Annotated in this window: 25 protein-coding genes; 13 read left to right on the top strand and 12 right to left on the bottom strand. The window is 61.1% G+C overall.

What is annotated here, in order from left to right:
* Positions 1–2 precede the first annotated feature (2 nt).
* From grpE to hrcA, 3 genes are all read right to left on the bottom strand, one after another.
* A complete protein-coding gene (gene grpE / locus AC2CHD_RS08780) occupies positions 3–662 on the bottom strand; it encodes a nucleotide exchange factor GrpE (protein ID WP_484553385.1) in 660 nt (219 codons plus the stop codon).
* 84 nt (positions 663–746) lie between these two features.
* Entirely contained in the window at positions 747–1037 is a 291-nt protein-coding gene (locus AC2CHD_RS08775) for a putative quinol monooxygenase (RefSeq protein WP_229450315.1), read from the bottom strand.
* 20 nt (positions 1038–1057) lie between these two features.
* The gene (hrcA, locus tag AC2CHD_RS08770) at positions 1058–2143 is read right to left on the bottom strand and encodes a heat-inducible transcriptional repressor HrcA (RefSeq protein ID WP_229450314.1); all 1086 of its coding nucleotides are present in this window, start codon (positions 2141–2143) and stop codon (positions 1058–1060) included.
* Between the two features lie 175 nt (positions 2144–2318).
* On the opposite strand from hrcA, the gene rph reads away from it, so the two are divergent.
* From rph to hemW, 4 genes are read left to right on the top strand one after another with little or no spacing between them, the layout of a single operon-like run.
* Positions 2319–3035 carry a ribonuclease PH gene (gene rph, locus AC2CHD_RS08765; protein ID WP_484554214.1) on the top strand — a complete coding sequence of 239 codons (717 nt, stop codon included), beginning with the start codon at positions 2319–2321 and terminating at the stop codon, positions 3033–3035.
* A gap of 18 nt (positions 3036–3053) precedes the next feature.
* Complete coding sequence (locus AC2CHD_RS08760; protein ID WP_484553384.1) at positions 3054–3467, top strand: VOC family protein; 414 nt, start codon at positions 3054–3056, stop codon at positions 3465–3467.
* The gene (gene rdgB / locus AC2CHD_RS08755) at positions 3464–4111 is read left to right on the top strand and encodes an RdgB/HAM1 family non-canonical purine NTP pyrophosphatase (RefSeq protein WP_229450311.1); all 648 of its coding nucleotides are present in this window, start codon (positions 3464–3466) and stop codon (positions 4109–4111) included. The genes AC2CHD_RS08760 and rdgB overlap by 4 nt, the downstream gene beginning before the upstream one ends.
* On the top strand, positions 4108–5271 hold the full coding sequence (gene hemW, locus AC2CHD_RS08750; RefSeq protein ID WP_229450310.1) for a radical SAM family heme chaperone HemW: 1164 nt from the start codon (positions 4108–4110) through the stop codon (positions 5269–5271). Before rdgB ends, hemW begins: the two co-directional genes overlap by 4 nt.
* 3 nt (positions 5272–5274) lie before the next feature.
* On the opposite strand, the gene AC2CHD_RS08745 is transcribed toward hemW, so the two are convergent.
* Complete coding sequence (locus AC2CHD_RS08745) at positions 5275–6492, bottom strand: penicillin-binding protein activator (protein ID WP_484553383.1); 1218 nt, start codon at positions 6490–6492, stop codon at positions 5275–5277.
* Positions 6493–6580: 88 nt separating this feature from the next.
* On the opposite strand from AC2CHD_RS08745, the gene rsmI reads away from it, so the two are divergent.
* Both rsmI and AC2CHD_RS08735 read left to right on the top strand, forming a co-directional pair.
* Positions 6581–7489 carry a 16S rRNA (cytidine(1402)-2'-O)-methyltransferase gene (gene rsmI, locus AC2CHD_RS08740; protein ID WP_484553382.1) on the top strand — a complete coding sequence of 303 codons (909 nt, stop codon included), beginning with the start codon at positions 6581–6583 and terminating at the stop codon, positions 7487–7489.
* Entirely contained in the window at positions 7479–7847 is a 369-nt protein-coding gene (locus AC2CHD_RS08735) for a YraN family protein (protein ID WP_484553381.1), read from the top strand. Before rsmI ends, AC2CHD_RS08735 begins: the two co-directional genes overlap by 11 nt.
* A gap of 858 nt (positions 7848–8705) precedes the next feature.
* Here AC2CHD_RS08735 and AC2CHD_RS08730 read toward each other — a convergent pair.
* Entirely contained in the window at positions 8706–10076 is a 1371-nt protein-coding gene (locus tag AC2CHD_RS08730; protein WP_484553380.1) for a cytochrome P450, read from the bottom strand.
* Positions 10077–10241: 165 nt separating this feature from the next.
* Here AC2CHD_RS08730 and AC2CHD_RS08725 point away from each other — a divergent pair, with 165 nt between their 5' ends.
* Positions 10242–10439, top strand: coding sequence for a CsbD family protein (locus AC2CHD_RS08725; RefSeq protein ID WP_484553379.1), 198 nt, complete (start codon positions 10242–10244; stop codon positions 10437–10439).
* 70 nt (positions 10440–10509) lie between these two features.
* Here AC2CHD_RS08725 and aztD read toward each other — a convergent pair whose 3' ends face one another.
* Complete coding sequence (aztD, locus tag AC2CHD_RS08720; RefSeq protein ID WP_484553378.1) at positions 10510–11733, bottom strand: zinc metallochaperone AztD; 1224 nt, start codon at positions 11731–11733, stop codon at positions 10510–10512.
* Between the two features lie 174 nt (positions 11734–11907).
* Complete coding sequence (locus tag AC2CHD_RS08715) at positions 11908–13053, bottom strand: zinc ABC transporter substrate-binding protein (protein WP_484553377.1); 1146 nt, start codon at positions 13051–13053, stop codon at positions 11908–11910.
* Positions 13054–13193: 140 nt separating this feature from the next.
* Between AC2CHD_RS08715 and AC2CHD_RS08710 the strand changes: the two genes are divergently transcribed.
* The 3 genes from AC2CHD_RS08710 to AC2CHD_RS08700 are packed head-to-tail and all read left to right on the top strand — an operon-like array spanning position 13194 to position 15269.
* Complete coding sequence (locus tag AC2CHD_RS08710) at positions 13194–14063, top strand: ATP-binding cassette domain-containing protein (protein ID WP_484553376.1); 870 nt, start codon at positions 13194–13196, stop codon at positions 14061–14063.
* Positions 14056–14877, top strand: coding sequence for a zinc ABC transporter permease subunit ZnuB (gene znuB / locus AC2CHD_RS08705; RefSeq protein WP_484553375.1), 822 nt, complete (start codon positions 14056–14058; stop codon positions 14875–14877). Before AC2CHD_RS08710 ends, znuB begins: the two co-directional genes overlap by 8 nt.
* Positions 14874–15269, top strand: coding sequence for a Fur family transcriptional regulator (locus AC2CHD_RS08700; RefSeq protein WP_484553374.1), 396 nt, complete (start codon positions 14874–14876; stop codon positions 15267–15269). Before znuB ends, AC2CHD_RS08700 begins: the two co-directional genes overlap by 4 nt.
* Before the next feature lie 12 nt (positions 15270–15281).
* Here AC2CHD_RS08700 and AC2CHD_RS08695 read toward each other — a convergent pair whose 3' ends face one another.
* Positions 15282–16217 carry an Abi family protein gene (locus tag AC2CHD_RS08695; protein ID WP_484553373.1) on the bottom strand — a complete coding sequence of 312 codons (936 nt, stop codon included), beginning with the start codon at positions 16215–16217 and terminating at the stop codon, positions 15282–15284.
* A 189-nt stretch (positions 16218–16406) separates the two neighbouring features.
* Here AC2CHD_RS08695 and AC2CHD_RS08690 point away from each other — a divergent pair, with 189 nt between their 5' ends.
* The 3 genes from AC2CHD_RS08690 to AC2CHD_RS08680 are packed head-to-tail and all read left to right on the top strand — an operon-like array spanning position 16407 to position 18438.
* Positions 16407–16850, top strand: a complete 444-nt coding sequence (locus AC2CHD_RS08690) for an RrF2 family transcriptional regulator (RefSeq protein WP_229450298.1) — start codon at positions 16407–16409, stop codon at positions 16848–16850.
* A gap of 3 nt (positions 16851–16853) precedes the next feature.
* Complete coding sequence (locus tag AC2CHD_RS08685) at positions 16854–17741, top strand: NAD(P)/FAD-dependent oxidoreductase (protein ID WP_484553372.1); 888 nt, start codon at positions 16854–16856, stop codon at positions 17739–17741.
* Between the two features lie 22 nt (positions 17742–17763).
* Positions 17764–18438 (top strand): class I SAM-dependent methyltransferase, encoded by a 675-nt coding sequence (locus AC2CHD_RS08680; protein WP_484553371.1) that lies wholly within the window; start codon positions 17764–17766, stop codon positions 18436–18438.
* Here the strand turns inward: AC2CHD_RS08680 and AC2CHD_RS08675 are convergent.
* The 4 genes from AC2CHD_RS08675 to AC2CHD_RS08660 form a co-directional block, all read right to left on the bottom strand.
* On the bottom strand, positions 18395–18973 hold the full coding sequence (locus AC2CHD_RS08675; protein WP_229450295.1) for a P-loop NTPase family protein: 579 nt from the start codon (positions 18971–18973) through the stop codon (positions 18395–18397). The genes AC2CHD_RS08680 and AC2CHD_RS08675 overlap by 44 nt on opposite strands.
* 98 nt (positions 18974–19071) lie before the next feature.
* Complete coding sequence (locus AC2CHD_RS08670) at positions 19072–20244, bottom strand: transporter substrate-binding domain-containing protein (protein WP_484553370.1); 1173 nt, start codon at positions 20242–20244, stop codon at positions 19072–19074.
* A 102-nt stretch (positions 20245–20346) separates the two neighbouring features.
* Entirely contained in the window at positions 20347–21678 is a 1332-nt protein-coding gene (hisD, locus tag AC2CHD_RS08665; protein ID WP_484553369.1) for a histidinol dehydrogenase, read from the bottom strand.
* Positions 21679–21767: 89 nt separating this feature from the next.
* On the bottom strand, positions 21768–22265 hold the full coding sequence (locus tag AC2CHD_RS08660) for a GAF domain-containing protein (protein ID WP_484553368.1): 498 nt from the start codon (positions 22263–22265) through the stop codon (positions 21768–21770).

Genomic DNA, 22265 nt, shown 5'->3' with positions numbered 1-22265 from the left:
GATCAGGCGTCTCGCTCGGCCTGCGGATTGGGCGGACCAGGTTCGGCGCCGGCATTCTCGCCGTTCTGGATCGCTCCCGCCTTGGGGCCGCCCTTGGCGACACCGACCATTGCGGGACGCAGAACACGCTCGCCGATCACATAGCCCTGCTGAACCACCTGAACGACGGTGTTCTCCGGGGTTTCGGGATCGGGCACCTCGAACATCGCCTGATGGAAATGCGGATCGAAGCGCTCGCCCTTGGGATCGATCTGCTTCACACCGTGGCGCTCCAGGGTGGAGAGCATGGAACGCTCGGTCATCTCCACGCCTTCCATCAGCGAGGAAAGGCCGCTGTCGCCGGCGGCTCGGGCCTCTGCGGGCACAGCCTCGAGCGCGCGGCGCAGATTATCCGAAACCGTCAGCATGTCGCGGGCAAAGCCAGCGATCGAATAGCTGCGCGCCTCGGCAACGTCGCGGGCGGTGCGCTTGCGCAGGTTTTCCATCTCGGCGGCGAGGCGAAGGGCGCGTTCCTTCAGCTCCTCGTTTTCCTTGGCCAGCCGCACAAGGACGTCTTCTTCCGAAACCGCCTCTTCGCCAGCATTTTCCTCGAACGCTTTAACGTTCGGATCATCTGCCACTTCGGTTCTGGATTGTTCGCTGTCCTTAGCCTGATTGGTCATGTCAGTCCGTCTATGGTTTTAGAATTGCTCGGATATTGCGTCCGATATCGAGGTTCGCGACGGCAAAATCAAGGGGCGACGGTTTCAGTTTCCGATCCCATACACCGGCTCCGTTCGCACACTGCTGTCGAAACCAGCGATCAAGGGCCGCGCTTCGACGATCGCCGCCTGAACTGCCGGCAAGGTGAGAGACCTCTTGTGACTATCCTCATTGTCCCAGACTTCTGTAATCCAAATCCCGTCAGAATCCTCGGGATCGCGGGCGATTACATAGCTCAGGCAGCCCGGCATGGATGCCGTGCCTTTCGAGAGAATCTCCAGTAGCGCATCGCGTTTACCTGGATGCGCACGCATCTTGCCGATAAGGCCGAACATTGATCCTCCCGGTTGAAAACTTATCGGAGCAATCGCCCGACAATTTGTGCCGTGTAATCCACCATTGGCACAATGCGCGCATAATTCAGTCGCGTCGGCCCGATAACGCCCAAAGCGCCGATCACACGTGATTCCTGATCGCGATAGGGGGCCACGACGAGCGAAGAACCAGAGAGGGAGAAAAGCCTGTTCTCCGAGCCAATGAAGATCCGCACACCAGAGCCTTCTTCTGCCAGGTCCAGAAGCTGGATCAGACCTTCCTTGGTCTCGAGATCCTCGAACAGGCGCCGCAGAAGTTCCAGATCTGCTTCCGCAGTCAGGTTCTCAAGCAAATTGGCCCGCCCCCGCACAATCAGCCGCGCCGGCTGGCCGCTTTCAGCGCCTGCCCATACGGCCAGGCCCTGTTCCACGAGTTCCTGCGACAGCGTATCCAATGCGGCGCGCGTTTCTTCCTGAAGTCGCGAAAGCTCCGCCCGTGTTTCCGCCAATGTACGGCCACGAATATGCGCGTTCAGGAAATTCGAGGCTTCATGCAATTGCGAAATGGTGACCCCTTCGGGCAGGTCGATCACCCGGTTTTCCACGTCACCATTCTGCGAAACGAGAATGGCTAGCCCTCTACGCGGCTCAAGTTGCACGAATTCGATGTGTTTAAGCGCTGCCTCAGACTTGGTCGCAAGAACGACGCCAGCACCCCGCGAAAGGCCGGAAAGAAGCTGGCTTGCTTCGGTCAGCATATGGTCCAGAGAATGCCCGCTGCTGGAGGCCTTGACCTGCGTCTCGATGATCCGGCGCTCATTGTCGGAAAGGTCCCCGATTTCCATGAACGCATCGACGAAAAAGCGAAGCCCCTGCTGCGTGGGCATGCGTCCAGCGGAGACATGCGGAGCATAGATGAGCCCGAGCTGCTCAAGGTCGCTCATCACATTGCGAATTGTTGCCGGGGAAAGCTGTGTCGACAGAATGCGTGAGAGATTGCGCGAGCCGAGCGGCTCACCGTCTCTGAGATAGGTTTCAACGATGACCCGAAAAATCTCGCGGGAACGGCTGTCCAGCGATTGCAGCGCGTGCTCCTGAAATTCTCTGTCCAAGACCGGTTTCGTCATTCGCGACCTCTGATCGCCTGAATATAAGCGTGACTGCCGCGAAAACAACAGTCTTGTTTGGAGGTATGCGTATGGTTTCCCTCCTTTTCCGGAATTCCTTTGCGTTCATGAATGCGGAAAGCTACAAGCCGGCAAGACTGGCCGACAACATGATATGACACTGGAGAAATCGCTCATGCGCCCTTCCAAACGCGAACCCGATGAAATGCGCGCCATCAGTTTCGAGCGCGGCTTTTCAAAACATGCAGAGGGGTCGTGTCTGGTGCGGTTCGGCGATACGCATGTGCTTTGCACAGCAAGCCTTGAGGAGCGGGTGCCGCCATGGCTTCGCAATTCCGGCCAGGGCTGGGTGACGGCAGAATACGGTATGCTGCCGCGCTCCACCGGCGACCGTATGCGCCGGGAGGCCTCCTCCGGAAAACAGGGCGGCCGCACATTGGAAATTCAGCGCCTGATCGGCCGCTCGCTGCGCTCGGTGGTCGACCTGCAGGCTCTCGGCGAAAAGCAGATCACCATCGATTGTGACGTTATTCAGGCTGATGGCGGGACACGCACTGCGGCCATCACGGGCGGTTTCATCGCCCTTTCGGACTGCCTGTCCTGGATGGAAGCGCGCCAGATGGTCAGCCGGGATAAGGTTTTGAAAGACCATGTCGCAGCCATCTCCTGCGGCATCTATAACGGCACACCCGTTCTCGATCTGGACTATGCTGAGGACTCGGCTGCTGAGACCGACGCCAATTTCGTGATGACGGGCAAGGGCGGCATCGTGGAGATTCAAGGCACGGCCGAGGGAGAGCCATTTTCTGAGGACGAATTCGCAGCCTTGATGGGACTTGCCCGCAAGGGTATCACCAAGCTCGTTGACATGCAGAAGATGGCCATCTCCTGAACGGGCGCAAGGCGGACCATGCAACCCTCGGCAATCCTCGAAGCCGCGCTTTATGTGAGCGATCTATACCAAGCAGAGCACTTCTACGGCGAAACGCTTGGGCTTGAGAGGATCGCGAAAGTCGAGGGTCGGCATGTGTTCTTCCGTTGCGGCCAGGCAGTGCTTCTGCTGTTCGACCCCGCAGTGACCGCCGAGCCGCCTGCTCCCGGCGCACGGCTTCCCGTGCCGCCACACGGAGCCCAGGGGCCGGGGCATCTTTGTTTTGCTGCGACCGCCCAAGAGATCAATCGCTGGAAGGCGCATCTTGAAGCGGCTGGCATTGCCATCGAGGCAGATTTCGAATGGCCGAGTGGCGGACGCTCCATCTATTTTCGTGACCCTTTCGGCAATTCGCTCGAATTCGCCGAGCCACGTATCTGGGGATTGACTTGAGACCGATCGAAAACAAGACTTTCGTGCTCGCCAGCCACAACAAGGGCAAGCTGCGGGAATTCTCCGACCTCCTGGCTCCCTTCGGCTACACGGTGCGCTCGGCTGCCGAACTTGGCCTGCCAGAGCCGGAGGAGACGGGCACGACGTTTGAAGAGAACGCCCGCATCAAGGCGCTTGCAGCCGCCGAGGCGACGGGCCTGCCGGCGCTTTCCGACGATTCCGGCCTTTGCGTTGATGCGCTGGATGGTGCGCCTGGCGTCTACACCGCCGACTGGGCCACGAAGGACGACGGCAGCCGCGACTTCATGATGGCTATGGAGAAGACCGAGAAGCTGCTCTGCGAGAACGGGGCCACAACGCCGGAGAAACGCACCGGCCGTTTTGTCGCGACACTTTGCCTTTGCTTCCCTGACGGGGAGACCGAGTATTATCGCGGTGAAGCAGAAGGCCATCTGGTCTGGCCGCCGCGCGGTACAGACGGGTTCGGCTATGACCCGGTGTTTCAACCGCTCGGCTATGACATCACTTTTGGCGAGATGACGGCTGAGGAAAAGCATGGCTGGAAGCCGGGCGATGACCATGCGCTCTCTCATCGCGCCCGCGCCTTCCAGAAATTCGCTCGCGCCAGACTGGGCGCGGTGTGATTTCCGCGCCTGACAATAGCCCGGGGTTCGGCGTCTATCTGCATTGGCCGTTTTGCGCGGCCAAATGCCCCTATTGCGACTTCAACAGCCATGTGCGTCACCAGCCGGTGGACCAGGGCCGCTTTGCCGCCGCCTTTGAGCGCGAGCTCGCCACCATGCGTGCGCGAACCGGCCCCCGTACCGTTACCAGCATTTTCCTCGGCGGGGGAACGCCCTCGCTGATGGAACCCGGAACGGTCGGTGCGCTGCTCGATGCCGTTGCAGCCAACTGGAGCGTGCCCGACGGCATCGAAGTGACGCTGGAGGCCAATCCGAGTTCCGTGGAAGCGGATCGCTTTCGCGGTTACCGCGCGGCCGGCGTCAACCGTGTTTCGCTCGGCGTTCAGGCGCTCAACGACCGGGATCTGAAATTTCTCGGACGGCTGCACAATGTCGAGGAAGCTCTGAAGGCGATCGGGCTTGCCCGTGAGATCTTTCCACGCCTCTCCTTCGACCTGATCTATGCCCGCCCGCACCAGAGCGAGGAAGCCTGGGCCAGCGAGCTCGAACAGGCCATCGGCCACGCGGCTGATCATCTCTCGCTCTATCAGCTCACCATCGAGGAAGGCACGCGCTTTCAGCTTCTTCATGAGGCAGGAAAGCTTGCCATGCCGGATCAGGATCATGCCGCACGACTTTACGAGATCACGCAGGAGGTGACGGCGGCACGGGGGCTGCCAGCCTATGAGATTTCCAACCACGCCCGCCCGGGCGCGGAGAGCCGGCACAATCTCGTCTACTGGCGCTATGGCGAATATGTCGGCGCCGGCCCCGGCGCCCATGGGCGGTTTGTCGAAGATGGCCGCCGTCATGTGACGTTTACCGAAAAGATGCCGGAGACCTGGCTCGAGCGCGTCGAGACCGAGGGTCATGGCGTGATCGGCGGCGAGGTGCTGACCCACGAGGAGGAAGCCGATGAGTTCCTGCTGATGGGGCTGCGGCTCGTCGAGGGCATCGACCTGCCGCGCTATGAAGCGCTTTCGGGCCGGGCGCTCTCCAATGCGCGTATTGCGGTGCTGCAGGAGGAAGGCCTTGTCGAGCCTGTCGGCAACACCCGGCTACGGGCAACGCCGAAGGGCATGATCGTTCTGGATGCGGTTGTTGCCGATCTGGCACGGTAGGACCTAACTGCCTCCACCGAATCGTGACGGGGCCGCATCGATGATCTCGGCCTTGCCTTCCCGCACCTCATAGATGGCGTATCCGCGCTCGGTCGTGCCGTCGGCCAGAAAGCGGAAAAGGCCCGTATAGCCATTGAACCCGACCGGCGTTTCCAAGGCATGTCGCGGGATTCCGCCGCCGCCCTTGGCAATGTTGGCGACAAGCACAACGGAGTCGTACGCAAGCGCGGAGGTCAACGACGGCTCGGCGCCGAACCGTGCCTGATAGCTCTGTTTGTAGGTGTTGACACGGGTCTGGTCCGTATCGGCGAACCACCCGCCCTGCAGCGCAGGATCCGCCAGATTGGCGCTCGCCCATTGTCCGGTCCCCAAAAGCTTCTTGCCGGAAATGTCGATCCCGGTTTCGGTCATGGTGGAGACGATGGTCGCCGGGCTCGTGCCGCCATCGGGGATGAACACGGCATCCGCCGCGCGCACCGCATCGGCAACGCCCTGCACCGCTTCATACACGGACATGTTGTCATAGGCATAGCGGGCAACCGCCGTCACCTCGCCACCCATGGACAGCATGGTGCGCCGCGCTTCAGCTTCCGCAATATCGCCGGCAGCCCCTTCGGGCAGGATCGCCACCACGCTGCGCACGCCCTGCCCTGCCGCATAGGAGAGCGTGCGCTGAACCACGCCCTGCGGCAAGAAGGAATTGAGATAGACGCCGGGCGCTGCCGCGGCGCGGTCCGAGGAGAACGCGACCATCGGGGTCTGCGATGTTCCGAGCGCCTGGGCAGCGGCGCGCACATTGGCCGAAAAGAGCGGGCCGAGCACGGCAGCCGCACCTTCGGCGGAGGCCTGGCCAGCGGCGATTGCAGCGCCCTCCGTGGTCCCGCCCGTGTCCTTCACGACCAGTTCAAGCGCGTTGAGACCGACTTCGTCCATGGCAAGCAGCGCGGCGTTCTTCAGCTCGGCAGCGATGCGGCTGGCATTGCCTTCGCCGGTTAGTGGCAAAAGCAGCGCGACCCGTGTCTCTCCCGTACCAATCACCTCACCCGAGGCGGGCAGACGCGGCGCATTGTCCACGACCGGCTGCGTGGCAATGGTCTGAGCGCCTGGCTGCGGCATGCCGTAGGGCACATCGCCCCCCACGCAGCCACCGAGCACCAGAAGACCGGCAAGCGCCAGCGAGAGGATCCCGGCTCTGCGACCGGGCGATGTCCAGACTTTCATATGTCGCTTCCGTCCCAAATTCAGCGCGCGACTTTGCAACCCACATGCCTCCATGTCAAAGAGATGAGCGAATAAGGATCAAAGAGTTATGGATAACCCGCGCGGGGAAAAAAGTTTCGTCGTTGGCAGCGCCCGCATCGGTGCCGGGCCGCTCGAGCCGGCGCTCTATCTCGTGGCGACGCCCATCGGCAATCTGGGCGACATCACGCTGCGCGCGCTCGAGGTGCTTGCCGGGGCGGATATCGTGGCCTGCGAGGACACCCGCGTTTCGCGCGTGCTTCTTGCACGCTACGGCATCGGCCAGAGCCTCACCGCCTATCACGAGCACAATGCGGACAAGGCCGGCCCGCGCCTGCTTTCCGCACTGGAGGCGGGGCAGAGCGTTGCGCTCATCTCCGACGCCGGAACGCCTCTCGTCTCCGATCCCGGTTATCGTCTTGTGGATCAGGTGATCGAAAAGGGTCTGCGCGTCGTGCCCATCCCCGGCCCCTCTGCTGTGCTGGCAGCGCTCTCGGCCTCCGGCCTGCCGACGGATGCTTTTCTTTTTGCCGGCTTTCTGCCGGTGAAGGATGGGCAGCGCCGCACACGGCTTGAAACCTTTCGCCAGACGCCGGCGACGCTGGTGTTCTTTGAATCGCCGCGTCGCCTCGATGAGAGTCTGGCCGCCATGGCGGAGGTGCTCGGCGGCACGCGGCAGGCCTGCGTGGCGCGCGAACTCACCAAAACCTTCGAGGAGCTGCGGCGCGGCACGCTTTCCGACCTTACTGCCCATTATGCCGACACCGGTGCGCCCAAGGGCGAGGTGGTGGTGTGCGTGGCGCCGCCCCTGGGTGAGGAGGAAACAAGCGCGGAAGATGTGGACCGGCTGCTCATGGCGCTCTCCGGTGAGATGTCCGCCTCGAAAGCCGCCGGCGAGGCTGCCCGCATGACCGGAGGGCGCAAGTCCGAGCTCTATCAGCGGCTTCTTGCGCTGAAGGACGAGCGCGATGCAGAGTGAGGCGCGGCAGAAGGCCTATCGGCTCGGCCATCGCGGCGAGTGGCTGGCGGCCATGGCGCTGCGGCTGAAGGGCTATCGCATTCTGGCTCGTCGTTATCGAACGAAACTTGGCGAGATCGACCTGATCGCCCGGCGCGGCGATCTGGTGGCGATTGTCGAGGTGAAGGCACGCCCGACCGTTGAGGCGGCAATGGATGCGGTGTCTTATCATGCGCAGATCCGTATCGAGCGCACGGCGGACCTCTGGCTTGCGCGCCAGCCCGACCACGCGCGCCTCTCGCTGCGCTTCGACCTTGTTGCCGTGCTTCCTCGCCGCTGGCCGGTGCATGTGGAGAATCTGTTCCAGGGGCGTGATTGAGAGCCTGGCTGTGCTTTTGCATGTTCTTCCAATGGGTCTCGGGCCAAGCCCGCGGTGACGGCCTCCTTCTCCCCGCTGGCGGGGAGAAGGTCCCGGCAGGGGGATGAGGGGCATGCGGTGCCTTGCGAGCTTTTCCAGCTCTGTCGGTCTCCTTGCAGGTGATGGCGCTCGCCCCTCATCCTCACCTTCTCCCCGCCCGCGGGGAGAAGGGGGCGTTTGAAGTTGGTGAGCAATTTGCTGAGCAGCGATACATTTTAGGCAGGCTCCATTGTTGCCGCGCGGGGAAGCCGCCGGGGTTTGCCATCGGTTCGGGAAACGGGGCGCGTTTTTCGTGCCTCTCTGTTGTGAAGTAAGTGGCGCGAAAAGCGCGCCCCGCCGGCCGCTGTCCCGACTGCCGACCGGTCACTCGGGCGATCTGTGCCCTAGCGGCTTTTCCGCAACCGACATGATGCCGGCCGCCGGCCTTTCGCGGGCCCTCACAGGCCTCGGGTCACCGAACCCGAGGGGGAGGCTGCCGTCGCCCCTCCTGATCCCCGGCTCCGGACCCGGTTCCCGACAGGGGCGATGGGGGGAGTGTAAGGGAGGTTTTGGGGGTGGGGAGAAAAGAGCGAATAGGGATTGGCGAATAGCGAGTAGGGAATGTGCTTCAACTCCGTCGTCATCCTATGGCTTGACCATAGGATCCATGCCGTTGCGGTGGTGATGGGGGCGTGTGAGAAAAATTGCGTTTCGCCTTGAAGGGCTGCGGTTTATCCCCGGCGCTTTGGCATGGGTCCTCGGGTCGGGCCCGAGGACGACGAAGGTTGGGGGATGTTGTGAGGAAGCGGTTCTGGTGGTGATGCTTATCCTGATACGGTGTCAGCGCCGCGACACGCGCATGGGCAGGCCGCCCTGGGGCTGGGTGGTGAGCTTCTGGACAGGCCAGGGTTTCGTGTCCGGCAGCGTGTCGAAGCGGAAGCGGGAGAGGAGGATGGCGAGCGCAATGACGGCCTCCTGCATGGCGAAACTGGCGCCGATGCACACGCGCGGGCCGGCGCCGAAGGGCAGATATTGATAACGGTCGAGCTTTTCGCGATTCTGAGGATGGAAACGCGACGGCATGAAGGCATCCGGCTCATCCCACAGGAGCCGGTGGCGATGGACCGTCCACGGCATGACGAGCACCTGCGCGCCCCTGACGATGGTGAAATCGCGGTAGCGATCTTCCGCGAGCGCTTCGCGGTTGATCGAGGGGGCGGGTGGATAAAGCCGCATCGCCTCCTCGAAGGCGGCGCGGGTGAAGGGCATGGCATCGAGCCATTTCACCGGGTCGGGTTCGTGTGCGAGCACTGCGTCGATCTCGGCCTCGACCTTTTCACGCTCCCACGGGGCTGAGGCGAGGCAATAGATCGTCCAGCCGAGAGCGCGCGCCGTGGTTTCGTGGCCGGCACCGATGAAGGTGATGATGTTGTCCTCGATCTCCGCACGGGTGAGGCCTTCCGGTCCCTCAGCGCGCAGGAGAAGGGTGAGGAAATCTTCCGGCACGTCCTGGCCGGACGCCATCTTTTCGCGGCGCATGGCCATCGTCTCGGCAACGATGTCGCGGAAGAATTTCAGCGAATTGCGGCCCAGAAGACGCGTGATGCGCGGGAGCCAGTCGGGCGCGCCCAGAAGATCGAGCGGGTCGACGCGGCCCATGGTCTCAAACAGGCGATCCACCTGATGGGCGAAACTGCCGGGCTCGCCGGCGATCTCGCCGGAAAAGAGCGTCTCGGCGAGAATGTCGAAGGTGAGAAGGGTCATGTCGCGCGAGACATCGACGGGCTCGTCTGTGTTTTCGTATCGCGTGACGAAGGCCTGGGTGCGCTCAAGCATCGGTCTGGCGAAGCCGGCGATGTGGCGCGGGGTGAAGACCGGCGCCATGGCCTTGCGTGAACGGCGCCAGACCGCGCCTTCCGCCGTCAGGAGCCCGTCGCGCAGGATGGGGCGCAGGATCTTCTGGCGCACGCGGGCCATCTGGTAATTTTTGGCATTGTCGACGAGGACATGGCGGATGAGGCCCGGATCATTGGCGATGACGAGCGGGCCGCCGATCGTGTTGTCGATGGAAATCCACGGTTCGTTGTAGGAGGGCTCACCCCACAGTTCGAGCGGATTGCGATAGACGATCCTCATCATCTGAAGGGTCGAGGGTGGGCTGGTGCGCGGGCGCGGGGCTGGTGGCACGAAAGGCGCTGGCTGGCTTTCCATCAAAGGTTCCTTTCCCGCTTAATCTAGGGGCGGGAGCCCCTGCGTTCAAATCTGCATGTGGCGAAAACAAGGCGGGAACCACATGATGGCTCAAGCATTATCGAGGCACCTAGGCCGATGACCTCAACCGGAGTGCACTCCTTTCCAAAACGGAAGGATACCGACATGAATTGGAATCAAGTCGAAGGGAACTGGGAACAGTTCAAGGGCAAGGTCCAGCAGCAGTGGGGCAAGCTCACCAATGATGACCTGGATGTTGTTCGCGGCAATCGCAAAGAGCTGGCCGGCAAGCTGCAGGAACGCTATGGCAAGGCCGAGGAAGAGGCCGAGCGCGAGATCGACGACTGGCTTTCCCGCGGATAATCGACCCTCGGCATAAACAAGAAGAGCCCCGCCGGAAACAGCGGGGCTTTGTCTTTGCGGTGATCTGCGATCAGTGGTTTTCGTGGCTTTCGCCCGAGCCGCCGACGGCGACGATGTTGTAGGGCTTGCCTTCCACAGCGATGTCGCGGGCCTTCTCGAAACTAACCGCATCGATGGCATGGACAACGCTCTTGAGCGGGTCAGTGACCATGATCTCGTCATGCGTGACAGCGATGCGCGGGCGTGGATCGGACCAGTGTCCGTCCATGGAGTAGGGTTCCGTCAGCTCGAGCGACTGGTCGACCTTGCCGGAGAGGACATTGATGCGGTTGAGCTTGCCGTCCTCGGTGAAGACATAGGCGAATTTGGGCCGCACCGGATCGACCACGAAATGCACGGCGCGTACCGGGAGCTCGATCAGACGGAAGGCGTCTTCATCCTCGGGGTCGATCAGAACGAGGTTGGGCTTGCCGAAGTTTCCAAGGAAATACTGCAGAGCCTTGCCGCCGGCGAGGGTCGAGACCTTAAGGTCTTCCGGGAGACCATCGCTATAGGCGATGTGGCGGATTTCCGGGACATCATTGCGGCCTCCCGTGATGAGAAGCAGCCCCGTATCACAGGCGATTGCCGTGATGTTGCCGGAGGTCGCCTCACCGTGCAGACCGGGACAGGCAGCGGGCTCGCCGATGGCTGCGCCCTTTGCATCCACCACCTGAACACCCTCGGGCAATTCGCTCGGATCCTTGCTGTTGGGAACCGTTGCGATCGCGTGTGCGCCATAGGGAATCACAACGCCATGATGGGGGGCTGAGGTCCTGACTTCGCGCATGTCGGGCTTTCCCCCGGAGACCGCCTTTTCCGATACGAGGCGCGCGACACCTTCACCGTCGAAAAAGAGCGCGATCTCACCGAAATGCGCGACGAAATGCACTGGCTGATCGCCATTGATCGAGCCCTCCAGCGCCCTGGGTGCCGTGACCTCCATATCCGCATGATCGCCGTGATCATCGAAATGGATGCCGGTGGAGAAGGCCGTAACCGTGTTCGCATCGCGCTGCACGGCAAAGACGGTTTCATTGCTCTCCGTCGCATAAATTCGTGCCGGGGCCTTGAGCCGGAAGGTTTCGAGCACCTCCCCTTTCTCCGCGTCCAGGGCGCGCAGAACCGGTTCGCTGTGATCGGCGATGAACAGCCGCCAGGCTTCCTTTTCATCCGCGTGAAGGGGCTGCATGGTGGCGAGTGCGGTGCCAAGGGCAAGCACCCCCGGTTTCATGAGATGATAGAGTGGGCGCATTCCAATTCTCCTATTTGTTATAACATTACAAATTTAGGGTGAGTGTTTTGGTCTCGTCCAGGCGGTCTGTCGCGGCAGGTCAGCCGACGTGGCGGCTGGGGCCAGCTCCCGCGCCCGCATTTGAGGGCGACGGCAGCTTTGCTGGCAGATCGCTGGCGGTGGCCGGAGAACCGGCTACTTGGCGAGGCAGCTCTTGAACGACGACGCCATGCCGCGCATCAATTCGAAATAGAGGTCTGGTCCGTCGGTGATCTCGGCGCCCAGCGGATCGAGAACACCGGATCTGGCATTGGTGCCCTCGGTCACGACCTCCACGAGCCTCGGCTCGAACTGGGGCTCTGCAAAGACGCAGGCGGCGTCGAGTTCACGAACCTTGGTTCGGATCTCATCCACGCGCTGCGCGCCGGGAATGACCTCGGGGCTGACGGTGATCGAGCCGGCAGCGGCAAGGCCGAAGCGCTTTTCAAAGTACTGATAGGCATCGTGGAAGACGATGAAGGGGCGGTTCCTGACGGGCTTGATCTCGGCAGAAATTTCCGCTTTCAACGCCTCAATGCGCTCGTTGAGCTTGGCTGCGTTGGCAGCGTAGGTCGAGGCGTTTTCGGCATCCGCTTCGCTCAGCACTTCCGCTACAGCATTGACGATGATTTTTGCATTTTCCGGGTCGAGCCAGATATGCATATCCGGACCGTGGCCGTGATGCGCATGCGCTTCGTGATCATGTTCCGCATGCTCATGTTTCCCGTGCTCATGGTTCTCGTGTTCATGCCCCTCGTTTTCATGCCCCTTGTGGGCGTGAGCCTCTTCATCTTCTTTGTGATCGTGCTCGCCTTCATGGGCGTGGGCTTCTTCATGATCATGCCCCTTGCTGTCGCCATGATCATGACCATCGTCATGTGCCTTATGATCGTGGTCGTCTTCATCACCATGGGAATGGGCCTCGAAAGCTCCGCCCTCGCGCATGTCGAGCAACGTGATGCCGTCGGTTTCGGCCAGGGCCACCTGTTTTGCCTCGCCAGCCAGTGTTTCGAGCGGCTTGGCCAAGAAAACTTCCATGCCCGGCCCAACCCAAAACACGACATCGGCACCCGCAAGCATCCGCGCCTGCGAGGGGCGCATGGAATAGGTGTGTGGTGAGCCGGCGCCCTGCAGAATGAGTGACGGTTCGCCGACACCTTCCATCACCCCAGCCACCAGGGAGTGCACCGGCTTTATGGAAACAACGACTTCCTGATCGGCTGCGAACGCGCCCGTGCCCCCTCCCGGTGCCAGCAGCGCAAGGGAGGATGCGGCGGCGAGTAAGAGGCGGAAGGATTTCATGGCTGGCTCCTGTCAGGCGTCGAACGAACGGGCGAATGCATGATCGCAAATGCAATCTTAACAATAATGTTATGACATTACACATCCTTGCGTTACGCTATAACGTGTGCCATATCCGCTGACAAGTCGGAAAAATGACCATGCTGGAAAAATCAAAAACACATGCCCAACCCAGTGGCGACATGCTGGTGGAGATGCACAATGCTGGCGTCAATCGCGGTGGGCGATGGCTGGTGCGCGGCGTGGATCTTGCTGTCCGCCGCGGGGAGATCGTCACACTGATCGGTCCGAACGGCTCTGGCAAGAGCACAACTGCCAAGACCGCAATCGGGGTCATTCAGCCGAGCGAAGGCCATGTTCATCGCGCGAGCGCCCTTCGGATCGGCTATGTGCCCCAGAAAATTGCGCTCGACTGGACACTGCCTCTCAGCGTGGAGCGACTGATGACGCTCACGGCTTCGGCAAGCCGAAAGGAGATTTCCGGGGCGCTCGAGGCGGCCGGCGTGGCGCATCTGGCCGACCGGCAGGTGGCAGCGCTTTCGGGCGGCGAGTTTCAGCGTGCGCTTTTGGCGCGGGCCATGCTTCGCAAGCCGGATCTTCTGGTGCTCGATGAGCCGGTACAGGGCGTGGATTTTACCGGGGAAGTGGCGCTCTATGAGCTGATCCGCGACATCAGAGACCGGACCGGTTGCGGCATATTGATGATTTCGCACGATCTGCACATCGTGATGGCCGACACCGATACGGTGATCTGCCTTAACGGCCATGTGTGTTGCCGCGGGGAACCGCAAAGCGTGATGGACAGTCCCGAATACAGGAAACTGTTCGGAACGCGCGCCGCAGAATCGCTGGCGCTCTACCGCCACCATCATGACCACACGCATCTGTCCGATGGCCGTGTGCGCCACGCCGATGGGACGATAACCGCGCATTGCCATCCCGACGACGGCCACCACCATCATGATCATGCGGATACCGAACCGCCAGCAGAGGGAGGCCGCGATGCTTGACGATTTCTTCATCCGCGCGCTTGTTGCCGGTATTGGGCTTGCGCTTGTCACGGGTCCGCTCGGCTGTTTTGTCGTGTGGCGGCGCATGGCCTATTTCGGCGACACGATGGCGCATTCCGCGCTGCTGGGCGTGGCGCTCTCGCTGGTGATGGAGATCAACCTTATGGTGGGTGTCTTTCTGGTGGCTGCACTTGCCTCGCTGGCGCTTATCCTTCTGGAACGCCGTCGCGCGCTTTCCACGGACGCTCTGCTCGGCATCCTGTCGCATTCAACCCTTGCGCTCGGTCTTGTCATGGTCGCCTTCATGACCTGGGTGCGGGTGGACCTCATGGGCTTTCTGTTCGGCGACATTCTTGCCGTATCGAGAACGGATATCGCGATCATTTACGGCGGCGGCGGCCTGGTTCTTGCCCTGCTTGTCTGGCTGTGGCGACCATTGCTGGCTGCGACCGTCAATCCGGATATCGCTCAGGCCGAAGGGTTGCGACCGGAACGCTCGCGCCTCATCTTCATGCTGCTGATGGCAGCAGTGATCGCCATTGCCATGAAGCTGGTGGGCATCCTGCTTATCACGGCGCTGCTGATCATCCCGGCCGCCACCGCGCGACGCTTTGCGGGCAGCCCGGAAATCATGGCCGTATTTGCCGCGATTATCGGCGCAATTTCCGTGGCCGGCGGGCTGACGGCCTCGCTGCAATTCGATACACCTTCGGGTCCGTCCATCGTGGTGGCGGCGCTCGCGCTCTTTGTGCTCAGCCTCGCGCCCTCGCCCGTGATGAAAACGGAAACGTCCTCCGCGGAGACCAAACCATGAGTGCCGATCTGACCCGTAACCAGACGCTGGTGATGAAGACGCTGTCGGGCGCTGAGGCGCCGCTCAGTGCCTACACGATCCTCGACCGGCTGCGCGATGACGGGCTGCGCGCGCCACTGCAAGTCTATCGCGCACTCGACAAGCTGACGGAGATGGGACTGGTGCACCGGCTCGAAAGTCTCAACGCCTTTGTTGCCTGCGCGCACCCCAATTGCCATGAACAGGAGCTGATCGCCTTTGCCATCTGCGAGACCTGCGGCAAGGTGGAGGAGTTTTCCGACGATGTGGTCAAGGACCGCCTCGACGGCTGGACGCGCGCACACGGTTTCAGACCGGCCAAGACGACGATCGAGATCCGCGGAAATTGCGGCGGGTGTGTGGGCGGAAAATAGCGAACGATTGCTCTATCGCTGTCCCATTTGCACCCAAGCAGGGCGTTGCCTCCAATCCCCGGGAAAGCCCATGTCGCGGCGATGCTCAGAGGATACCCCTTCCAAAAGTCCCCTCAACCTCATCCGAAAACTACTGTCGGTTCGCTGATGATCCAAGAGGCGCAATAGTACAATCAGAACATTGTATATGTGATTGTCGTTCTGGTGCTGTCCCTTGTGTTCAACCAGTACCAGATCATTGTTCCAGTGATTGATTTTGGGTATGCGCTTCAGGATACGACGATTCCATAGTCGAGCGTGATGCGCGCATATATTCCGCACAAAAGACAAAACCTGCAGAACGCCCTCTGTGACCTGCCCGGATGGCAACCCCAAATCCGCCGCAACAGCCGATTTAACGCTGCTGTCTTTTGTTGCCTGAAACCATTTCGACAGTTCGCCCAATGACATCAGTTCCGTGGCAGCCCAAAGGGGCGGAGAGTAGGGCTCCGTGTACTTGCCTTTATAGTGAATAACAAAAGTCTCTTTAGAAGAGTCGACTGATCGCGCTAATCTTACAAGCTGCTCACTGTGACGCAATCCATCGCCAAACAGGCTGTGGTCCAGATGAGCGTGTGCACCATACTTATGGACCAGTCGATAGGTCCAACGTGAGCGCAGATGAATTTCGATACGCTCTATTGCCTCCATTAGAAGAAGGCGCAACCGTCGATCAAAAATATATGTATCTCTAATGCTGTTGAAATGCGTGCCTGCTTTGAAACGTTTACTGCGAACCTTGCCTTCTGGAGCCACTTCTTCGTATGGAAGCCAATAAGCGCTCATCCGGTAGTAACCGACTGATGCAAGCCACAACTCCGCATCTTCCCGCGATGGAACCGCCATCCCCCGCTCGATCAACAGGTCGACTTGCTCAGCAATACACGTCGGTGTCTTGGAGTATTTCACTGTACCGCAGTGCAGATAAAAGGAACCCCCCGGTATTGAGCTCAGTTTTACAACTGATCGCCTGGGGGGTGTTGTTATAAGCATAGATACACACGCAATGTTCACCTGTCAAGAATCCGACCTGAACGATTACATGGAAGCAAGCTTCTCCCCTTGACGCGCGCCTCGAATCGTAACTACATAAGTTACATGAAACGAGACAGCCGCCTTTCCTCCGTTCTGCACGCGCTTCTTCACATGGCCGAAGAGGACGGGCCGATGACATCCGACAAGCTTGCCGAGTGTCTGCACACCAATCCCGTGGTTGTGCGACGTACCATGGGGCTTCTCCGCGAAGCAGGGATTGTGACGTCGGATCGTGGGCATTCTGGCGGGTGGCGTATCGCGGTCGATCTCAACACCGTGACGCTGCGCCAGCTTCATTCAGCCCTTGGGGAACCGGCGTTCTTTGCGATGGGAAACCGCAATGAGACGCCCGAATGCCTGGTGGAACAGGCAGTCAACGCAGCACTCGACGACACGTTCATCAAGGCAGAAGCCCTTCTTCTGGAACGCTTTTCAGAAATCACGCTCGCCGATCTCGCCGCCGATTTCTCGCGCCGATACGCCGAGCAGCGAAAACAAGGACGCTAGACGATGGATCAGGATGTCATCATCATCGGCGGCAGCTATGCAGGCATGGCTGCGGCACTTCAACTTGCAAGAGCCCGACGCAGGGTTACGATCGTCGATGCGGGCCGAAGACGAAACAGAACTGCAAACCACTCCCACGGCTTCCTGAGCCGCGACGGTGCCGGCGCGGCGGAGATCGCACTGGAGGCCCGAAAGCAGCTTGAAGCCTATCAGACCATCAGCATCCTTACCGGAAACGCTACTGCCGTTTCCGGCGAGCGCGACCGTTTTGTGGTGGAATGCGCGGATGGGGCGCACCATACCGGCCGCCGCGTAATTCTCGCCACGGGTGTGCGCGATCATCTGCCGGCCATCGACGGGATGGTGGAGCGATGGGGCAGGAGTATCTTCCATTGCCCCTATTGCCATGGCTATGAGTTGAACAGGGGTCGTATCGGCGTGATCGGCAGTGGTGCCATGTCGACCCATCAGGCCGAGCTTCTGACCGAGTGGGGGGCCGTCACCTTCCTGCCCAACGATGCGCTGACGCTGGACGCTGAAACATGCGACCGGCTCGTCCAGCGCGGCGTGAACATCGAAACCGCCGGAATTTCACGGATTGCCGGGCAAGCGGATGTGGAACTTACAGATGGTCGGAAGCTCTCCTTTTCCGGTCTCTTTGTCGCGCCGCGTGTAGAGCCTGCAAGCGACCTTCCGGTGGCGCTCGGCTGCGCGCTTCAGGAGACGCCCATGGGGACGCAAATCAAAACGGATGTATCCAAGGAAACCAGCATTCCGGGCGTTTTTGCCTGTGGCGATGTCGCGCTGGCACCGCATTCCGTATCGCTTGCCGTGGCAGACGGCGCGATGGCTGGCGCACAGGTTCACCGCTCGCTGGTCTGGCCCGGATAGGACCTGCATGCCTCCTTCACACATGATAGCCACCACTGCGGCGGAGGGGTATGAGGAGCGCGTGACGCGCCAGGTGCCGGGTCTCGCCGACATGCACCGGATGGCAGGCATTCTTCTGGCGGAGCATGCCCCGTGGAACGGGCACATCCTCGTGCTCGGTGCGGGCGGCGGGCTTGAATTGCGCAGTTTCGCACGGGCGTATCAGGGTTGGCGCTTCGAGGGGGTCGACCCCTCCGCGGATATGCTGGCGCTGGCCCGAACCACGCTCGGTCCTCTGCAGGACCGGGTCACCTTTCACCAAGGCTATATCGAAGACGCGCCCGATGGGCGCTTTGACGGCGCCTCCTGCTTTCTCACCCTTCATTTCCTGCCGCGCGCTGCCCGACTCGACACGCTGCGGGCGCTGCGTCACCGGCTCAAACCAGGCGCACCGCTTGTGGTGGCTCACCACTCCTTTCCCATCGACACATCTGCCGGCGAACAATGGCTAAGACGCAACGCCCGCTTTCACGCCGCTTCGGGGGAGGCGTCAAACCGTGTGATTGCGCAGATCGAAGCCATGCGGAAAAGCTTGCCGGCATTGTCACCCGAAGAAGATGAAGCCCTGCTTCAGGAAGCGGGCTTTGGAGATGTGGAACTGTTCTATGCAGGCTTCAGCTTCCGGGGTTGGGTGTGCCGCGCGCTTCCGGTTTCATGACCGGAGAGGACAACCCCCAAACGCGGTAAAGTTCGTTCAGCGCGCGGGCTGTGTGGCATTCAACGGCCGGAAGGCCCGAGGCGCGGACAATTTCCGCATATTTTTTGTCGCTGTCGCGGGTTTTGACGAGGATCCAGTGGATCATCTCCCATTTGATGCTGTCCCGGGCGCCTTCCAGATGCCCGGCGCGATCAGCCCGGTTGATCAGGGTCCGCTTCAGATATCGACCGATACGCAGCCATGGACTGGATGTGATGAGAATGATGCCGGTGGCGCGAGCCAGGCGCTGCGGCATGAGACGGGAATAATTGCCCTCCATCACCCATTGGTCTTTCTCGATCGCTGCATCATGTAGGGCCTTGAACTCGGCCTCCGACCGGGGTTGCCAGTCGGTACCGGGCAAATGTTGCAGTTGATCGAGATGGACCGCCGGCAAACCGAGTTTTGCGGACAGGGCGAGAGCCAGCGTTGATTTTCCAGCGTTGGACGGGCCGAGAATGACAATCCGCTCGCCGAGCGAAGCAAGAGGCTGCATGGGATCACCGGTGAGTTGCGTGCGAGGGGCGGCTGAAATGCGCCTTGCTCATGCCGATGTCAACCGCCATTGAATGCGCACAACAAGGCCCGGCCGATCTAGGGCGTGCTGCCGAAATATTTGAGGCGCAGTTCCTCCAATTCTCCGCTTTCCCGCAATGCGAGTATCTTCAAGGTAACTTGGCGCGCCAACGCGCTCTCATGAGGGAAAGCGAAGCCATATTTGTCGGGGTGGAAGAGACTGCCCACCACCGTCATTTCGTCGTCCGGATTGTGGTGTGCGTGATACTCCAGAACGGGAGCATCGCCGACGATCGCATCCACACGGCCGCTTTTCAACGCCGCAACGGCTGCGTCGAGATCCTTGTAGGGGCGTGTCGCAATGCCGAGTTCGGCGAGATAGTCCTCAGCCGAGCTATCGGCAATGACACCTGTGGTTTTTCCGGGAAGGTCAGCCAGAGAATCAATCTGCTGTTCGAGAGAAACCGCGGTCATGACGCTCGTTACAGACGATGTAATATATGCAACCACCGCCACGCCGCAGACCAACCAGAGAGCGGACCAGATCCGCCCCACCCAACCAAACAGGTTTTTTCGCGAAGCCTTGCCAGTGGTCGCAATGGACATCACATGGTGGAAACTCTCTGCGATCCCTTCCCTCCATCGACGCGGGAAGTCCTTGTCGAAACGGCGGTCGAACAGGGTCAACAGAATGGTGGACACCACGATCACCAACACCAGCCATGCGTAGGCACGCAAATGGCCCGCATTGCGCAAGCCCGACACGACGCTTCCAAAGCTAGACGTTCCCTCGTCGGGAACCATGATGCGCATTCCCGAATCGTACCAGGGCTGGCTGAATGAAACTGCCTCGGCACGCCGCCGGGTGATGGTGAGATTGGTGACCGCAGCATCGACCTCCCCGCTGCTCACCGCCGCAACCAGTTCGCGCAGGGTTGGATAGGCTGTGTAACGGGGCGTCAGCCCAAGTTCGGCAGACACCATTTCCCAAAGTTCAATCGCCATCCCCTCATAACGGCCGGGTGCGCCGGAAACGAAGGGTGGACTTTGAAAGATGCCTATCTGAGTTTGGGGGGCGATCTCAGCCTGGGGGACGATTTCCGGGGCAGGCTCCTGCGCGGCAGCCGGCTGCACCAACAGCAGAACCGGGAGCAGGCAATAACGGACCAGCGATAACGCTTTCCAAAGCAACGTTCTGACCGTCTCATCAACTGCGCCGTGTTGAAACGGATGGCCGCCCCTCCAATACATCAGAGCCTCCTGTTTGTATGTCGTCACTCAACGGGAGGCTACGAGGATGACCCGGAGACCTTTATAATACGTTTTTTACCGTTTGCTGCCGAAGCGCCTGCTCTAGCCCTTCTTCTCCACGTGATTGTTCCTGAGCCTGGTCACCGCGTTTCCGTGCGCGTCGAAACCTTCGTAGCGGGCAAAGCGCAGGGTGTGGGGGGCGAATTCGGCATAGCCTTCCGCCGTCACATGGCCAATGGACGAGGTTTTCATGAAATCGTGCACGCCGAGCGGCGAATGCGCACGCGCCATGCCCGAAGTGGGCAGAACCGCGTTGGGACCCATCGCATAATTGGCCATGGAGCCTGGTGCATACTCGCCCAGAAGGATTTCGGATGCGTTGCGGACCCGGGACAGATATTCGAACGGCGTCTTCGAGAGGATCTGCAAATGCTCCGGCGCGTAGTCGTTGATGAAGTCGAACGCCTGTTCGGGCGTGTCCGCGAGCACGATGCCGCCGCTCGTTCCACCCAGCACATCGGAGGAATAGCGCACGCGCTCGGCATTCATCTCGGCCCAGTATTTTGGCAATGCCTCCCGCACCTTTTCCGCGATCTCGCGCGACCAGGTGACCAGGAAATTGGAGCTGTCGCTGCCATGCTCGGCCTCGACCAGGAGATCAAGCGCTGCGATCTCGGGATCGGCTGTCTCATCTGCAAGCACGATGCTCTCGGTGGGGCCGGCAGGAAGGCGCGAGGCGATCTGCCCCTGTAGAAGGCGCTTGGCTGCCGCGATCCACGGGCTGCCCGGCCCCTCGAACTTGGCGCAGCGCGGAACGGTGGCCGTGCCATAAGCGGCGGCGGCGACGGCCTGACCGCCACCGGCCTTGTAGACATGCCGGACACCGGCGATGCGCGCGGCAACGAGCGTCGCCGCATCCACCTTACCGTCGGGCCCGGGCGGTGTGAGAACGATGGGCATGGGTACGCCGGCCACCACGGCGGGGATCGCCGTCATGAGGGTCATCGAAGGGAATGTGCCCTTGCCGCGCGGTGAATAAAGCGCAACGCTGTCGATGGGCGTGGCGCGCTCGCCGACCAGAACGCCGGGGCGGATTTCCTTCATCCACATTTCTTCAGGCCGCTGTGCCTCGTGAAAGCGGCGGATGTTGTCGGCGCAGAATTCCAGCGTCTCGATCATCTCGGGATCGAGCGCCTTGAAGGCGGCATCGAAGTCTTCTTCGGTCGCCGCAATTTCGTGAGGGTCCACCTGCGCCTTGTCGAACAGGCGCGCAAACCGGGAAAGCGCCGCATCGCCTTCTTGCCGGACTGCGTCGATGATCGGAGCGACATTTTCGAGGAAATGGGTGAGATCGTCTTCCGTTCGCGTGAGCAGCGTCTTGCGCTCTTCAGCGGACAGTTTCGACAATTCGTGCCAGGCAACGCGGTTCGACATTTCACTCTTCCTCGGGTTGTGCGACAGGCGGCTTTGCCGCCCGCGGCACGTATACCCTATTTTTCCCCGAGGCAAAGGTGGGAAACGGCTTAGCCCAATGCCCGGCTGGCAAGATACGCAGCCTTTGCCGGCACCGAGAGCCAGACCTTCGCAAGCGCCACGCGCTCGGGCGTGTAGTGGTGCTCGACATCGAGCATGTTGACGGTGCCGACCAGCGTGTCGCCCAGCACCACCGGCAGGTTGATGACCGAGCCGCAGCCGAGCTTGCCGATCAGCGTGGCGTCGGGGAACACCGTGTCGATGTCAGCGAGCGTGTTGGCGACGAAGCATTCGCGCTTCTTGTGCACCGTCTCGAACCAGCGGTCATAATGGATCGGCTTGGTGCCGGAGACGGGATATTCTTCGGGATGCGAGGTGTAGGAACGGCTTGCCGTTTCGGTCTTCATGTCGGCGGTCATGAAGGTGAAGAGTTTCGTGCCGACCACGGCACGCGTCAGCTCCAAAAGCGCATCGAAGGGTGCATCCGGGGTCGTGGCGCGTGAAAGCGCTCGGTCGAATTCGGCCAGCGGGCCGGTGTAGTCGGTCAT

The organism is Nitratireductor sp. ATLC21 (genome assembly GCF_057196525.1).
This window is presented reverse-complemented; position numbering and strand designations above follow the sequence as displayed.

Bases quoted from the DNA above. Each gene is read 5' to 3' on its own strand.
- grpE (WP_484553385.1), bottom strand. From the start codon at position 662: ATGACCAATCAGGCTAAGGACAGCGAACAATCCAGAACCGAAGTGGCA.
- AC2CHD_RS08775 (WP_229450315.1), bottom strand. From the start codon at position 1,037: ATGTTCGGCCTTATCGGCAAGATGCGTGCGCATCCAGGTAAACGCGAT.
- hrcA (WP_229450314.1), bottom strand. From the start codon at position 2,143: ATGACGAAACCGGTCTTGGACAGAGAATTTCAGGAGCACGCGCTGCAA.
- rph (WP_484554214.1), top strand. From the start codon at position 2,319: ATGCGCCCTTCCAAACGCGAACCCGATGAAATGCGCGCCATCAGTTTC.
- AC2CHD_RS08760 (WP_484553384.1), top strand. From the start codon at position 3,054: ATGCAACCCTCGGCAATCCTCGAAGCCGCGCTTTATGTGAGCGATCTA.
- AC2CHD_RS08745 (WP_484553383.1), bottom strand. From the start codon at position 6,492: ATGAAAGTCTGGACATCGCCCGGTCGCAGAGCCGGGATCCTCTCGCTG.
- rsmI (WP_484553382.1), top strand. From the start codon at position 6,581: ATGGATAACCCGCGCGGGGAAAAAAGTTTCGTCGTTGGCAGCGCCCGC.
- AC2CHD_RS08735 (WP_484553381.1), top strand. From the start codon at position 7,479: ATGCAGAGTGAGGCGCGGCAGAAGGCCTATCGGCTCGGCCATCGCGGC.
- AC2CHD_RS08730 (WP_484553380.1), bottom strand. From the start codon at position 10,076: ATGGAAAGCCAGCCAGCGCCTTTCGTGCCACCAGCCCCGCGCCCGCGC.
- AC2CHD_RS08725 (WP_484553379.1), top strand. From the start codon at position 10,242: ATGAATTGGAATCAAGTCGAAGGGAACTGGGAACAGTTCAAGGGCAAG.
- aztD (WP_484553378.1), bottom strand. From the start codon at position 11,733: ATGCGCCCACTCTATCATCTCATGAAACCGGGGGTGCTTGCCCTTGGC.
- AC2CHD_RS08715 (WP_484553377.1), bottom strand. From the start codon at position 13,053: ATGAAATCCTTCCGCCTCTTACTCGCCGCCGCATCCTCCCTTGCGCTG.
- AC2CHD_RS08710 (WP_484553376.1), top strand. From the start codon at position 13,194: ATGCTGGAAAAATCAAAAACACATGCCCAACCCAGTGGCGACATGCTG.
- znuB (WP_484553375.1), top strand. From the start codon at position 14,056: ATGCTTGACGATTTCTTCATCCGCGCGCTTGTTGCCGGTATTGGGCTT.
- AC2CHD_RS08700 (WP_484553374.1), top strand. From the start codon at position 14,874: ATGAGTGCCGATCTGACCCGTAACCAGACGCTGGTGATGAAGACGCTG.
- AC2CHD_RS08690 (WP_229450298.1), top strand. From the start codon at position 16,407: ATGAAACGAGACAGCCGCCTTTCCTCCGTTCTGCACGCGCTTCTTCAC.
- AC2CHD_RS08685 (WP_484553372.1), top strand. From the start codon at position 16,854: ATGGATCAGGATGTCATCATCATCGGCGGCAGCTATGCAGGCATGGCT.
- AC2CHD_RS08680 (WP_484553371.1), top strand. From the start codon at position 17,764: ATGATAGCCACCACTGCGGCGGAGGGGTATGAGGAGCGCGTGACGCGC.
- AC2CHD_RS08675 (WP_229450295.1), bottom strand. From the start codon at position 18,973: ATGCAGCCTCTTGCTTCGCTCGGCGAGCGGATTGTCATTCTCGGCCCG.
- AC2CHD_RS08670 (WP_484553370.1), bottom strand. From the start codon at position 20,244: ATGTATTGGAGGGGCGGCCATCCGTTTCAACACGGCGCAGTTGATGAG.
- hisD (WP_484553369.1), bottom strand. From the start codon at position 21,678: ATGTCGAACCGCGTTGCCTGGCACGAATTGTCGAAACTGTCCGCTGAA.
- AC2CHD_RS08660 (WP_484553368.1), bottom strand. From the start codon at position 22,265: ATGACCGACTACACCGGCCCGCTGGCCGAATTCGACCGAGCGCTTTCA.